This is a genomic window from Endozoicomonas gorgoniicola (genome assembly GCF_025562715.2).
Taxonomy (GTDB): Bacteria; Pseudomonadota; Gammaproteobacteria; order Pseudomonadales; family Endozoicomonadaceae; genus Endozoicomonas_A; species Endozoicomonas_A gorgoniicola.
In genome coordinates, this window is the sequence record NZ_JAPFCC010000001.1 from 1939082 (window position 1) to 1951860 (window position 12779).

General features: G+C 46.8%; 13 protein-coding genes and 1 pseudogene. 7 read left to right on the forward strand and 7 right to left on the reverse strand.

Annotation, left to right across the window (positions count from 1 at the left end; translation table 11 throughout):
- The first annotated feature begins 1 nt into the window (after position 1).
- A complete protein-coding gene (locus NX722_RS08790; protein WP_262567662.1) occupies positions 2-277 on the forward strand; it encodes a ComEC/Rec2 family competence protein in 276 nt (91 codons plus the stop codon).
- 170 nt (positions 278-447) lie between these two features.
- Positions 448-1197 (forward strand): transposase, encoded by a 750-nt coding sequence (locus NX722_RS08795; RefSeq protein WP_262567663.1) that lies wholly within the window; start codon positions 448-450, stop codon positions 1195-1197.
- A 24-nt stretch (positions 1198-1221) separates the two neighbouring features.
- Here the strand turns inward: NX722_RS08795 and ltrA are convergent, their stop codons facing one another.
- Complete coding sequence (gene ltrA / locus NX722_RS08800; RefSeq protein ID WP_262567664.1) at positions 1222-2469, reverse strand: group II intron reverse transcriptase/maturase; 1248 nt, start codon at positions 2467-2469, stop codon at positions 1222-1224.
- Between the two features lie 276 nt (positions 2470-2745).
- Here ltrA and NX722_RS08805 point away from each other — a divergent pair, with 276 nt between their 5' ends.
- Positions 2746-3516, forward strand: coding sequence for a transposase (locus NX722_RS08805; RefSeq protein ID WP_265442343.1), 771 nt, complete (start codon positions 2746-2748; stop codon positions 3514-3516).
- Here the strand turns inward: NX722_RS08805 and NX722_RS08810 are convergent.
- The 3 genes from NX722_RS08810 to NX722_RS08820 are packed head-to-tail and all read right to left on the reverse strand — an operon-like array spanning position 3445 to position 6645.
- The gene (locus NX722_RS08810; protein WP_322740970.1) at positions 3445-4380 is read right to left on the reverse strand and encodes an ISKra4 family transposase; all 936 of its coding nucleotides are present in this window, start codon (positions 4378-4380) and stop codon (positions 3445-3447) included. The genes NX722_RS08805 and NX722_RS08810 overlap by 72 nt on opposite strands.
- Before the next feature lie 20 nt (positions 4381-4400).
- Positions 4401-5954, reverse strand: a complete 1554-nt coding sequence (locus NX722_RS08815) for a transposase (protein ID WP_262566687.1) — start codon at positions 5952-5954, stop codon at positions 4401-4403.
- 58 nt (positions 5955-6012) lie between these two features.
- The gene (locus NX722_RS08820) at positions 6013-6645 is read right to left on the reverse strand and encodes a UPF0236 family transposase-like protein (protein ID WP_262567666.1); all 633 of its coding nucleotides are present in this window, start codon (positions 6643-6645) and stop codon (positions 6013-6015) included.
- 161 nt (positions 6646-6806) lie between these two features.
- Here NX722_RS08820 and NX722_RS08825 point away from each other — a divergent pair, with 161 nt between their 5' ends.
- The 4 genes from NX722_RS08825 to NX722_RS08840 all read left to right on the forward strand — a co-directional run bounded on the left by NX722_RS08825 (position 6807) and on the right by NX722_RS08840 (position 10019).
- Positions 6807-7259: a transposase gene (locus tag NX722_RS08825; RefSeq protein ID WP_262567667.1), complete on the forward strand. Its 453-nt coding sequence runs from the start codon at positions 6807-6809 to the stop codon at positions 7257-7259.
- 220 nt (positions 7260-7479) lie between these two features.
- The gene (locus NX722_RS08830; protein WP_262567668.1) at positions 7480-7950 is read left to right on the forward strand and encodes a hypothetical protein; all 471 of its coding nucleotides are present in this window, start codon (positions 7480-7482) and stop codon (positions 7948-7950) included.
- A gap of 61 nt (positions 7951-8011) precedes the next feature.
- Positions 8012-9715, forward strand: coding sequence for an IS66 family transposase (locus tag NX722_RS08835; RefSeq protein WP_262563696.1), 1704 nt, complete (start codon positions 8012-8014; stop codon positions 9713-9715).
- Positions 9705-10019: a hypothetical protein gene (locus NX722_RS08840; protein WP_262567669.1), complete on the forward strand. Its 315-nt coding sequence runs from the start codon at positions 9705-9707 to the stop codon at positions 10017-10019. Before NX722_RS08835 ends, NX722_RS08840 begins: the two co-directional genes overlap by 11 nt.
- Before the next feature lie 86 nt (positions 10020-10105).
- Here the strand turns inward: NX722_RS08840 and NX722_RS28830 are convergent, their stop codons facing one another.
- The 3 genes and pseudogenes from NX722_RS28830 to NX722_RS08850 form a co-directional block, all read right to left on the reverse strand.
- Positions 10106-10450 carry a group II intron maturase-specific domain-containing protein gene (locus NX722_RS28830; protein ID WP_262567670.1) on the reverse strand — a complete coding sequence of 115 codons (345 nt, stop codon included), beginning with the start codon at positions 10448-10450 and terminating at the stop codon, positions 10106-10108.
- Positions 10451-10553: 103 nt separating this feature from the next.
- Positions 10554-10880, reverse strand: a pseudogene (locus NX722_RS28835) (reverse transcriptase domain-containing protein); the annotation flags it as partial.
- 454 nt (positions 10881-11334) lie between these two features.
- A complete protein-coding gene (locus NX722_RS08850) occupies positions 11335-12570 on the reverse strand; it encodes an ISL3 family transposase (protein WP_262563604.1) in 1236 nt (411 codons plus the stop codon).
- Between the last annotated feature and the right edge of the window lie 209 nt (positions 12571-12779).

A 12779-nucleotide genomic window follows, 5' to 3' on the forward strand; every position in this document is an offset into this window, starting at 1 on the left:
AATGACGGGTGACCATCATTATGAAAAAATTTATGATGCCATAAAAACTCGTTATACAGGAAAGGATATTATTCTTGTGACACCACATCATGGTGGCTATGCTGGAAATCTCACCATTGGAAACTGGCTTTCAGAATTTAACGTAATTGAGTGTCCAATATCTGTTGGAACAAATACATATAGACATCCAAGCCAAAACATTGAAAATTTGAAGAAATTGCAAAAAAGCAAACCACAAATCACTCAAGACATTGGTGATATTACTTTTAAAATTTGAGTGAAATTCGCCTAACAAGTGGTTGGTGTTCGTCGCTGCGCTCCTGGGACACTTTCGGCGCCCCACAACCAAGCGTTGAGCCTGTAGAAAAACCTCTGGGACACAGGCGACACGGGGCTGTTTCTGGTAAAATACCTGCAGTGCCCCTGATAACCATTAGAACCCGCGCTATGCCGAAGTTTCTGCCGTATAACACCAACCAGAACCTGATGATCCCGGTTAACTTGTCTGAACAGCTGGTTCCCGGAACATTCGAGTACTCCCTGAATTACCTGGTGGATCATGAGATGGACACTTCCATCTTTTATGATCACTACAAGAATGATGACAGCGGTCGTCCGGCTTACGATCCGGCTATGCTGCTAAAGGTGGTGCTGTTCGCCTATTCTCGCGGCATTACCTCTAGTCGACAGATTGCCAGGGCCTGCCAGAAGAATGTGGTGTTTATGGCACTGTCTGCTGACAGTCAGCCTCATTTCACCACCATCGCCGATTTTATCAGCCGCATGCACCAGCCGGTTGGTTTGCTGTTTCTGCAAATACTGATGATCTGCGATGAGCTCCAATTGATTGGCCATGAAATGTTTGCCATTGATGGGCGCAAAATGTCGTCCAATGCAGGCAAAGAGTGGAGTGGCACTCACAAGGAGCTGGCAGAAAAGCAACAAAAGCTGCAGATGATGATTGCCAGTCTGATGCAACAACATAGGGAAGAAGACGCAGCAGACAAGGTAAACCCAAAAAACCGGCAGGAAGATGAACAGCGGATTAAATCGTTACGTAAGGCCGCCAGACGGATCAAGACGTTTCTGAAAGACCAGCCAGAAAAACGTAATAAACGTAAGCAGCCGCTTAAGGGCAATGTTAGTCGAGTCTACCAAGGGAACCTCCCCCTCAGCAGCTCACAGAACCGTACTTGAACCTCTCAGCTCATACGGCTCTTCTTATCCAACCGCTGACACACAGCCAAATCGCCAGTGTGCCATTAACAACGGAGCCTTTTTGGCCACTCTCCCCAAGCATCGGGAAGCCCGCCATTTTCGGCCCCTCAATTTCTTGTATTTGCCCATAGCCCAGCGAACCAGCGTCGCTTCCACATAGTTCAGTACTTTCTTCAATTCCGACGGATAGAATTTTCCATAGTAATTGATCCAGCCCCGTACTATCGGATTGATCAGCTTTGCCAGCTCCTCCAGCGAGTACAGCGAACGTTTGGTAGGTATTGCCAGCTCTCTGATGGTATCCCGTATATGCTGAGCCGAAGCCTTGCTTATAGCGGGCAGGAAGCTGACAAAGAACTTGCCGTACTTGCTGCGGGTCATCCTTGGACGAAAGGTGTAGCTCAGAAAGTCAAACGAGGTGTTTTCATGCTTTTCCGGTCGATCATCATCCTTGCAATAAACCAGCTTTGTCTTTATCGGATGCAATGCCAGACCACAGTCTTTTAACCGGTTTCTGACCTGCTCCAGAACAAACTCCGCTTCCTGTCTTGTGCGACAGTGGATCACCGCATCATCAGCATAGCGCTCAAACCAGACATTCGGAATGTGCCGCTCCAGCCAATGATCAAATGCGTAGTGCATGAACAGGTTTGCCAAGAGAGGGCTAATAACTCCCCCTTGTGGCGTCCCTTTGACTCTTGTGATTTTCTCCTTGCCATCATCAACAGGCGCTTCCAGCCAACGTTTTATATACAACAGCACCCAAGGTTCCTGTATATGGTGCCTCACTGCTTTCATCATGAGGTCATGATCAAGATTGTCAAAGAAACCTTTTATATCGAGATCAATCACCCAGTCACGCCGCCAGCAGCGCTTCCGCGCTACCGCCAGCGCCTGAAGAGCGCTTCGATGTGGCCGGTAACCATAGGAGTTTTCGTGAAAAACTGGTTCCACTAATGGCTCTATGATCAATTTGACCACAGTTTGTGCTATGCGATCAGCTACTGTCGGTACTCCCAGCGGTCTCGTGCCTCCATCTTTCTTTTCGATGTCTACACGCATGACGGGGGGAGGAAAGTAACTTCCCGATGACATCCTGTTCCATAGTTTGTACAGGTTACCGCTGAGATTGACTTCATAATCAGCCAGTGACTGACGATCAATGCCGGCGGCTCCCTTGTTGGCCTTCACCTTCTGCCAGGCTTGCCAGACAAGCCTTTTTGAAATTGTGAACGGTTTTGCTTCGGTCATAGACTCATCCCATTTAACTGGTTGATCTACTCCTTCCGCTGGATAAGTCAGCTCCTTAGCTCCACACCCATTACAGGTGCTTCATCACTATTACGGGCTGATCCGCCCCTGTGCTCTGTATTGGTACTCAGAGCCTTGCTGTTTCATCAGCTTGGCTGGCTCCCTTAACACCAGAGCGACAGGTTCTCACGTTCCGCAAAAGAGCCTGAAACCTGCTCATGCCAACTTTGTGCCGGACACCACTCAGGCAGTAACTGGATTTCCCCTGAGCTCATCATGGAGTGGATCTGCCCTCCACTTTTGATGTCAAAATACACGCTTACGACACGTCATCATTGGTTTACTTGCGTTCATCTTCAGGTTTCACACCTGACGCAATCTTGTTGCGCCTTTTCTGTGACGCTCACCACCCTGACTCTTAATCAGCGCAGCTCACAGTGGTTTGGTGGTCGCTTCCAGAAGCCGCCACCGGAGGGCCCACCTCCATCTCTATTGCAGTTACGAGCAGACCGACTCTGCTCTCGTGACACACCAGACCCTGACAGTGCCAAGATGAAAACCTCCAAAGGCGTGATCCAGGGCTATAACGGTGTGGCTGCCGTGGACAATAAACATCAGGTAATCATGCACGCCGAGGCTTATGGCAGTGGCTTGGAGCAGCCCGCACTGATTCCTATGGTGGAAGCAATACGTCAGCATTGCCACTTGCTGGATGACACCCGTGATGTCATGGAGTCTGCGGTGATTACGGCAGATAGTGGCTTCCACAGCAGAGACAATCTGCAACAGCTGATGGATCAGGGCGTCAATGCATATATTGCGGATAACCAGTTTCGCCAGCGTGACCCACGTTTTGACCAGGCTGGGCGGTATAAAACCCGGCACCGTAAAGAACGGCAGGAGTTGGCCAGGAAACAGGACAAGCAGACGGCACCCGGCAAGTTCAGGCCAAAGGATTTGGGTGCGGTTCATTTGCTACGACGAAGCCCCCCTATTCACCACCAACTCACCGTAATTTCGTTTCTTAGAGCACGAATGGTGATATGACCAGTATTCATCCCAGTCTCCACTGGAGTTTATTGAGCGAAGCTTCAGAATAGCTTCCGCGCCTTGCAGACTCCATCGTGCGCCTGTTATATCAAGACGGTCATTTATCAAATGTCGGCAAGCGCCTTCAATCACTCCGCTGGCAATAGGAAAGCCTGAGCGTAGCGCCTTATCGTAGCAAAGCCGGTCTCTGTTTTTTTGCAGATAGCCAGCACATTTATCAACAGCTTCCCGATTCTTCAATTTTCGTTTCGTGGCACTTTGCTTTATGCCCCTGGCTACCCAGCCAGACTGCCCATGAAGAATTTTCAGTGCTTGCTGCTCAACCCATTTCTCAATAGATTTATCACCTTTATCATGCAGACAATGAGCGGCTTTCCACAGATATTCCAGCACATGAATGAAATCCATTACGATGCTGGTTTTGACCTGTTTTCTGCGGGCGACTCTTTCAATCATTTTCAGTTGATGCGGATGCCCATCGACCACGACAACCCATTGTCGTTTTCGTTCCGGGTCACGCTTGAGAGCCTCATCAAAGGCTTCTTCGATGACTGTTTCTCCGTCCCTCTCAACACTGGCCCAAACCCTCTTGTTGCGTATTGGAGGTCGAAATTTGACGACATTGTCCGCTTTCTTTTCAGAGTTCATGATGGACTCTGGTGAGCGTGGGTTTGCCCGCACAGTGTAAACAGTCGCCACCATAGCCATACGCTTCCGGTCTTTCTTTTCTCCCGGACTTAAACGTGTCTGACGTTTTTTCTTGCTTGTCTCTGCATTCTTGCGGGTCGCTTCCCTTAACCCTAAATTCAGCAGTTGAACGCCATTGAGCCATGCCGTTAGGGATAGCTTCTCACAGTTCAGAGCAGCATTTTTTTAAGTTATTAACCCGATCCAATTAATGGTTGCATCGTAATAACCTGCCCCTTTTTCAAAAATTTCGAGACTGCTTTCGTTAAAATACGACACCATGCGTTAATTGGAGTCAACTGCGGTGCGATACTTTTGATTGAATCAAAAAAATCACACAGTTCACTTTGTAATTTCGCAATTTTATACATCCATCGATGCTGGCTTGTCAGCTTTATTTTCTTTTGATTGCCAGAGTGGGTCAGCTTGCCAATTGAACTCATTAATAAGGGACGGCTGGTAATTGATTCTTTATGGGATTCCGGATTACTCAATCGAACGTATAGCGTCCACCAGTTGTAAACCAAGGCAACCATTCGGGCCAGCATTCGACATCTTGCCATATCTTTTGTTACATAACCGCCCCAGCCCCATTGGTTTTTGATTTCATCAAAGTTATTTTCACAGTCAGCCCTGTTGCGATAATGATTAATGATCGAGACTATATCATTATCAAGAGATGTGACCAGAACCGAATACTCGTAAGCTTTTATATTTTCTGGCTCTTCTATTAATGCTAACGTTTGTTGACGTTCTTTTATTCCTTTTTCCAACATCGGTATTTCATTTTCAGGACGCCGTCTTCGAACAATAATTATGCGTCTTTCTTTTTTCCATCCTGACAGTTTAATTACGGATTCTTTTCCCTCCCAATGGTTGTCGTATTTTACCCATCCTCCGCTACAGTGTGCATTCCCTATGGCTTTCTTAACGTTGTCGTGCTTCTTCATTTTAAAAAGATAATGACAACCAGCATCTTCCAATTCGCTCATTACCCGGTCACTTCCCCAATCACAATCACCACGAACAAATTCAGGCCAGCAACATTTTGGAAGTCGATTTAATAGCTCCATTAAACCGGGTAAAGAGTATTTACTTTGACTTTGATTTCCGGGTCTGACTTCAACCTCCAGTATTAATTTAAGATTAGCCATCATATATGAGTGGTAAGTATGAGAGGGCCTCCCTTTCTTATGTGGGTTATAGCCATTAACCGCTCCTTCCTGATGCCCATAAATGGTTTTCACGGTAACATCAACATCCATAATCCATGGAATGGTTAATAACGGATCAAAACAGAGATGGAGGTGTTTTTGCATCCATTCAACGCCTTCATCTTCGTCAATCTTCTTTAAACCACGCCTGGCAGAATCATCGCTGACAATTTTTTTCATCCCAAGCAACTGAGCGTTTACTTTATCACCAATAATTGTTCCGATATGCGCATAGCGTTTATGTCCTGAAAGAATGGAAAGCATTAATGAGCCAATCACATCCACTTTTTGAGGGGCGTTTGGGCTTTTATAAGTTAGTGGGCAATCGTTAATCCAGGGTTCAAATCGGTGACCTGTTTTTAAAAACTGTATAAAAAAAGGAAGCTGTCCCATTGGGGTGACCGATGCTTCAGGCTCCCACTCGACATGAATTTTACCGTCGAAAGAATCGACTTCGAGTTTGACGGATAAGGGGTCTTTTTCCATTTCAGACAACTCACCCTTTGGGGGAGTGGGTTTTGGTGGTCGAATCATCTTCAAGCCCTCAATATTGTTGAGGGTGAGAGTTTAGCTCAGGGGTTAACCGCTGAATTTAGGTTAACCCATCTGGCAACATGACCAGACCTTTCCCGTCAAAGCTCAGAACCAATAGGTCATCTGTTTGCTCATCTTCTATGGTTCGTTGTTCATAGAATTCGACAAAATCCTGGGCTGTGCCTTCAACCAGCTTTATTGTCTGGTGCTTGCCAACTATGCCGGGGCAATTTTCACGATGCCGTTTGACGACATTGTCATAAGAACGATCAATAGCATCCGTGACCACACGCTTGCGTACACCATCAGAATATTGGTCGTTATTAAGGTTGAGCCCGGCATCCAGTGGGAATTCGTTGGAGACATTGCGCTGGCTATAAGCAAACCGTTTGACCTTTACCTTGCCAAACACCGTGGTGAGAACCCGGCTGGTATTTTGACGAATATGGTTACGAGGTATGCCGTCAGCGGGAGTGACAGACACTGCTTTTTCTTCATCTTCAGCCTGTTTATCGAGATAGCCCTGAAACATTAGCCGAAGCAGCTCGTCCCCATTGGTTCGAATGTACTCTTCGGTTGTGCCATGTTCCTGCAGGCAGGCAGATTCGAGGTGGCGGATCATGCCATTAAAGTGATCCTGTGCAGGAGAGAAAAATTGAAAGTCGAGAGTATTAGCGTAAGATGCGTTCACAAAGGGCTGCTTTTCCGGTGTTATTTGTTTGGCGACGTTATATCACCACGAAACAGCCCTTTTTTCTTTGCTCTCGGTCGTCAAAGTGGTTGGTTTTGCTGGGGTAGAGTGTCGTAGTAAATGAACCGCACCCAAAGGATTTTCATTTTGATAGCAAGACCATGAGCTGCACCTGCCCTGCTGGCAAGCCCATGTGGCTGAGCAGTGACCGGGCTGATTTTAATGGTCAGAAGGCGTATGTATTTGAAGGTTATGTGAAAAACTGCCGGGAATGTCCGGTCAAGGCGAAGTGCCTACGCCGGGAAAACCAGAAATCCCCGAGGTCTGTTCACTTTTTCTATAGCCAAATGCCTGAGAGGAATAAACCGGACGTGCTGCAGATTATGAAAGACAAGATCGACAGCGCGGAAGGCAAGCGAATATACAGCAAACGCCTCGGAACGGCTGAGCCGCCGTTTGGTCATATGCAGGAAATGGGTATGACAGAATTTACCCTCAGAGGCCGCGAAAAAGTGAACGGCCAATGGCGGTTGATGTGCTGCCTTCACAACCTGAAGAAAATTCATAGCTTCGGGGGTGAATCATTGGCCAGAAGGATGGAGAAGGCGGTATAAGCCACACAAAGGTGCAATTATAAGCCCTTCTCTCTCTCATTTGAGTGTCCACCTATTTTTTCTGCCCATTAAATCTATCCGGGCAAACACCAGAATCAAGACCAGAATTTTGAATCAGGATAACCAGCCTCTCTCGAGAAGGGTTTTTCTACAGATTCGTTATGCTCTCTTCCAAAAACAAGTTACAATTATTTAATCATTTTTCAAAAGGATATTGATAATGAATTTATTTTCTAAACATAAGATATGGTGGTGGGCTTTACTTTCTATTTCATTTTTTATTGGATATTTAACTAAAGGAGAACTAGGTTTTTTTGGAGCAGCTGGCGCAACATTTGCCTTCATGTTCCTGCCGCTCATACTGGCGCTTATTTATTTCCTCATCTCAAAATTTTCCAAAAAAGAAATTAATAGTTTTCCTTGGATGGTGATGGTAACAGTCATTATTTTACTTTTGGCTTTATCAAAAATAGCAACCAGTAGAGCAAGCATTTCAAGTGCGAACTTTACTTTTAGTCCACAAGGGTGTTCTTACTCTGTAACATTTCCTCAAAAATTCAAAGAGTACAAGATAAACAAACCAGACGCGACTGGAAATATATTCCCCTTATATGGAGCCCAAATAGAATCTAATGATAGCAAGTATTTGCTAAGGGCTGAATGCACAGTTATGGTAACTGCTCAAAATTGACTGGCAAATCAACCTCTACAGGTCAAAGAAAGTTATCCTGATCTTTCGTATATTTCACCGTATGCACCTGCCTGACTCACTATTCTCCAGTACAGACAATGAACAGTTGCGTTCATTCGTCAAAAACCTTCTCGACACGGTCGAGAAGCAATCTGTGCAAATTGAAAGGCAGCGCGTTCAGATCGAACAGCTGGTCGAAGAGAACGAACAGCTTCGAGCAGAAATTCGCCACCTGAAGAAGCACAAGGGCAAGCCTAAAATCAGGCCTAATGTCTCGGACAAGGGCGATGATCAGGAAGACAGCTCTTCTGCGGAAGACACTGATCAGGCTGCCGGGAAAAGTGACACTGATCGTCCGCCGAAAAGTAAACGACCACGATCACAAGAAGCCGGTGAAACCGCTGCACCACCAATGACTGTTGACCGAGAGGAAATCTGTTCAATCGCTGCTCCCGGTGAGAACTGGCGCTTCAAGTGCTATATCGACTTTTTCCATACTGAGCTGGACTTGCGTTTTGTCACTACTCGCTACAGGCGTGAGTATTACACAACTCCGGAAGGCGGGGTGTCAGCCCCGCTACCTGATCATGTGAAAGACCGTTTTGGCGACAACCTGAAAGCCCATCTGCTGGATTTTTATCATTCATGCAGTACGACACAGCCACTACTGCTATCTTGGCTGCACGACCATGGATGCTCAATATCAGAAGGTTCCCTGAGCAACATCCTGACGAAAGGCCATGATATTTTCCACCAGGAAAAAGAAGAATTGCTGGAAGCAGGGCTGACTTGCTCTGATTATCTCCAGGCCGACGACACAGGTGCTCGCCACCAAGGAAAAAACGGCTACTGCCTGTTTATCGGCAACCCTTATTTTTCCTACTTCCATAGCAGCGACAGTAAGAGCAGGATTAATTTCCTGGGCTGTCTGCAAGGGCAGCAGCGGCTTTATCTTCTCAACGACGTTGCCATTGACTACATGGAGAATCAGGTTGATGTGTCGAAGAAGTGGATCACTGCGCTATCCGAATGCGGCGAGAAGCGTTTCTCAACAGAAGAAGAGTGGGAGAGCTTCCTTAACAGCATTGGTTGTGCTGCCCCGCAACAAAGGCGCTGGGCGACAGAGGGTGTTTTAAAGGCCGCATTGATGCTCAATCATCGCCTTGAGAACCTGATTATCCATAGCGATGGAGCCCGGCAGTTTGATACAGCCTTTCAGCATTCGCTGTGTTGGTACCATGCGGGAAGAAACATGGACAAGCTGATACCGGCCAATGACCTGGAACGAGCCGCCCGTGACACCGTGCAGGATCAGTACTGGTGCCTCTACGACGACATTGAGGCCTACCAGAAAAAACCAACGGACAAGGAGAAACAGAAGCTCTACCAGGAGTTTGATCGTTGGGTAACACAGCGGGTTGACTACCCTGCCTTGCAGGCTGAGTTGGGCAAACTGATGGTTGTCAGGGAAGAGCTGTTATTGGTTCTTGAGTATCCGTGGCTGCCACTGCACAACAACCTGAGCGAGAGGCAGATCAGAGAGTATGTGAAACGGCGAAAGGTTAGCGGTGGTACCCGGAGTAAACTTGGGAGGAAATGCCGCGACACCTTTGCCAGTTTGAAAAAGACCTGTAAACAACACGGGGTGTCCTTTGCCAACTATCTCAGGGACAGGCTGACTGGAACCAATCTGATTCCGCAGCTGGGGCATCTCATCCTGAAGGCATCAGGCTATCAGGAAACGGTTCTTGCCAATGGAATATGAGCAGTTACCAGTTATGCAAATTGATATTAATTCTATTAATGAAAGTACTGCCACCATTATGATGCAACAAATAGCCTTAGATATGGGGATTTTTAGACCAAACTATAAATTTGAATCTACGCACTTAGGTAAAGTAGCAACTCTTGTAGGGCTAAAAGAAACTGAGCGAGGGAGAGCCACCATACAAATAGTAAACTACATTTCTTCTGGCTCTATATTTACAACTTATATATCCTCGCTTTCAAGTGATTTTCAAACACCAGAAATGAGAGCATTCGGTTCATCTGTAAAAAATTCAAAATAATCTAGAACGAGCATAAATCGGGTAGCCGGAGGTCTCTAACCTCCAGCCTCCACATCACACCGGCGTGCGGGTCCGCACCGGGCGATTCACCGAGGATGGTGAAACCTGATCCACAAGTCTTTCAGGGAAACAAGCTCGAGTTTACTGAGATAACTGTCGTTTAATACTAACTGTGCCGCATAGGTTTTGCTTAGCCGGTAATACCCTTTGCTACTGGCTGCAATCGAGGCGGCCTTGATGTGATCAACACCTAACCTGATTAAATTCCTGTAACGGGTTTTCGGCTTTCGCCATTGCTTGATAAAACAACAGCGAATCCGCCGACGTATCCATTGATCCAGTCGTGGTATGGGACTGTAATATTCGGTTATTCTGAAATAACCCATCCAACCCCGAATATATTCGGCCAGCTTCTTCAAGCGATATTCCATCGATACTCCCCAGCTTCGGCCAGTGAGTTTCAGGATTTTCCGCCCTGAAGCGGTTCAGACTCTTCTCCGACCAGCGGATTCGCTTCCCTGTGAAGGTAAAACTCAGGAACTCAGCTTCGGTAGCTTTCACCACCTTGCTCTTTGTCGGGTTTATCCTCAGTTTCAGCCTGCGCTCAAGGTAGCGGGTGATGCTTTCCATCACTCGCTCCCCGGCTCGCTGGCTGCCAACGAGGATCACAAAGTCATCGCAGTAACGTGCGAAGCAGTGTCCCCGGTATTCCAGTTCCTTGTCCAGGTCATCGAGAAGGACATTCGAGAGCAGCGGTGAAAGCGAATTTCGACATTGCCGAAATTTTGAATCCTCTGCGGAATCTGGACAAATGGATTCGAAGACGATTGCGATACCATATCTTGAAGCAATGGGAAACAAAGGCTATCGCATGCTCAGAAAGCTGGGAGTCGATAGATTTCTGGCATGGAATACGGCAAATTCTGCTCATGGGGTTTGGCGTCTGAGTGGTAGTCCTGCGCTGACTAAAGCATTGCCCAACAGATATTTTAGGAACCTTGGGTTGCCAGAACTGGCAGCAAGATGAATATAAAAGTAGATTTGAACCGCGATGCTACGTGATCCGTACGACTCGTGGTGTGGGAAGTGCGGAGTCGTGAGGCTCTGCCCTATCCCGATTATGTGCTTCAAATATTTCATGCTCTTTTGCATACATGGTCTATGCTTTTGTTCTTCCAACGGCTAGAGGATAAGCTATGCCAAAGCTCCCTAAACTAATGTCTGGTATGCAAGATCACACAAATAATTTTCATTTCCAGAACATGCCTGATCGTGACAAAAATGAAGGTTCTTCCCTGTTTTAAGTGGGTAGTTTTCAACGATGTACGCCAGTGGGGTACAAGTCCAAGCCTCCAAGATGAAAGTAGATCGCTGTCTTATATCTTTCACGGTTTCGAAAGCCACAAGCCCGATTCTTCAAACTCTGAATCTTGCTGTTCACTCCCTCTGCTCGACCGTTATTAGCCTCAAGGACAATAGCGTTGATGATACCCCACAAGTGCTCTTTGACCGTTCTGGCAACTTCTTTTATGGGCTCAAGCCGACATCTCTGCGCCCAGCATAGCCACCTCTTCCAGGCCTTGATTGCCCAAGCTCTGGACTTGTAATTCCATAAGCTCATTGCCATTTGCCGGATGGCCCAGGCGCGAGCTGTTTTAAGTGTCGAGTTTCTCAGTGGTTCGAAGTTATCCCACTGCTCTTCAGACATGTTTTCAGGGTTAGTCAGCCAGTCGTAGCGAGTCCCCTTAAGCAGCTCTACACCTTGGTTTACAAGGGCTTTGTTCTCTTCTATCCGAACCTTGTTGACAGCTTTACCCAGAGACTGAGCAACGTGAAACTTATCAAATGCAATCTTCTGATCTGCGTCTGGAACATTCTCACTGACTGACTTGATGTAAGCCTTGGACATGTCCATCGTCACGCATTCGATCCCCTCTTTATGGTCATAGGGCAGTGTGTCAAAGTACTCGTTGAGACTGTCACTTTTACGGTCATCAGAAACGTGAATAACAACGCCTTGGTCGTGGTCAGTGACCACTGTGACGTATTCATGATGCTTTTGAAATGAGGTTTCATCAACAGCGATTCGTTTTGGTGGCTTAGCATCACGACGAGCCAGTCCTCTCTTCACTGCACGCTGCTGAATACCGTCTATGGCATTCCAACCAAGCTTCATTTGTCGTGCAACTGCCTTCGTAGTTGCCTCCTTTAGCCAGTCAATAACAAGGGCTTCAAACAGAGCTGTATATCGAGAGTCAGATTCAGCCCAGGGCACATTGATGGCTAACACCTTATGCTCAGGGCACTGGGTCCGTGGAACCCTGGCAACTAGAATAGTCTGAAACTGACAGGTATCCAGATGACGCCACTTCTGAGTGATGTGGTCGTAGCCAGAGCAGGGCTTATCGCAAACACTGCATTTGCAGGCCTTTTTACCATTGTGTTCAATGAATACCCGAACCTGTTGATCCTGTAATGACAATTCAACTTCAGAAACGAACCAAGGAGACTCAATACCCAGTATTTGAGAATAGAGTTGCTTATCACGCATCGGTGCATCCTTGCATTGAGTGCTTCAGAATATAATAAATCACCCACTCAAATTGAGGAAGAGCCAAAATGAATATCTTCAGTACTTGTACGACGTTGGCTACAGCGTTCGAGATATTTCATTGCATGTAGTTCTATCCGAATCCGTTGTTCGCTCTAGGATCAACGCTCATCGTGGCAGAGGCCCGAGTGATCCAGCTCCTTGCACAT

Bases quoted from the DNA above. Each gene is read 5' to 3' on its own strand.
- NX722_RS08790 (WP_262567662.1), top strand. From the start codon at position 2: ATGACGGGTGACCATCATTATGAAAAAATTTATGATGCCATAAAAACT.
- NX722_RS08795 (WP_262567663.1), top strand. From the start codon at position 448: ATGCCGAAGTTTCTGCCGTATAACACCAACCAGAACCTGATGATCCCG.
- ltrA (WP_262567664.1), bottom strand. From the start codon at position 2,469: ATGACCGAAGCAAAACCGTTCACAATTTCAAAAAGGCTTGTCTGGCAA.
- NX722_RS08805 (WP_265442343.1), top strand. From the start codon at position 2,746: ATGGAGTGGATCTGCCCTCCACTTTTGATGTCAAAATACACGCTTACG.
- NX722_RS08815 (WP_262566687.1), bottom strand. From the start codon at position 5,954: ATGATTCGACCACCAAAACCCACTCCCCCAAAGGGTGAGTTGTCTGAA.
- NX722_RS08825 (WP_262567667.1), top strand. From the start codon at position 6,807: ATGAGCTGCACCTGCCCTGCTGGCAAGCCCATGTGGCTGAGCAGTGAC.
- NX722_RS08830 (WP_262567668.1), top strand. From the start codon at position 7,480: ATGAATTTATTTTCTAAACATAAGATATGGTGGTGGGCTTTACTTTCT.
- NX722_RS08835 (WP_262563696.1), top strand. From the start codon at position 8,012: ATGCACCTGCCTGACTCACTATTCTCCAGTACAGACAATGAACAGTTG.
- NX722_RS08840 (WP_262567669.1), top strand. From the start codon at position 9,705: ATGGAATATGAGCAGTTACCAGTTATGCAAATTGATATTAATTCTATT.
- NX722_RS28830 (WP_262567670.1), bottom strand. From the start codon at position 10,450: ATGGAATATCGCTTGAAGAAGCTGGCCGAATATATTCGGGGTTGGATG.
- NX722_RS08850 (WP_262563604.1), bottom strand. From the start codon at position 12,570: ATGCGTGATAAGCAACTCTATTCTCAAATACTGGGTATTGAGTCTCCT.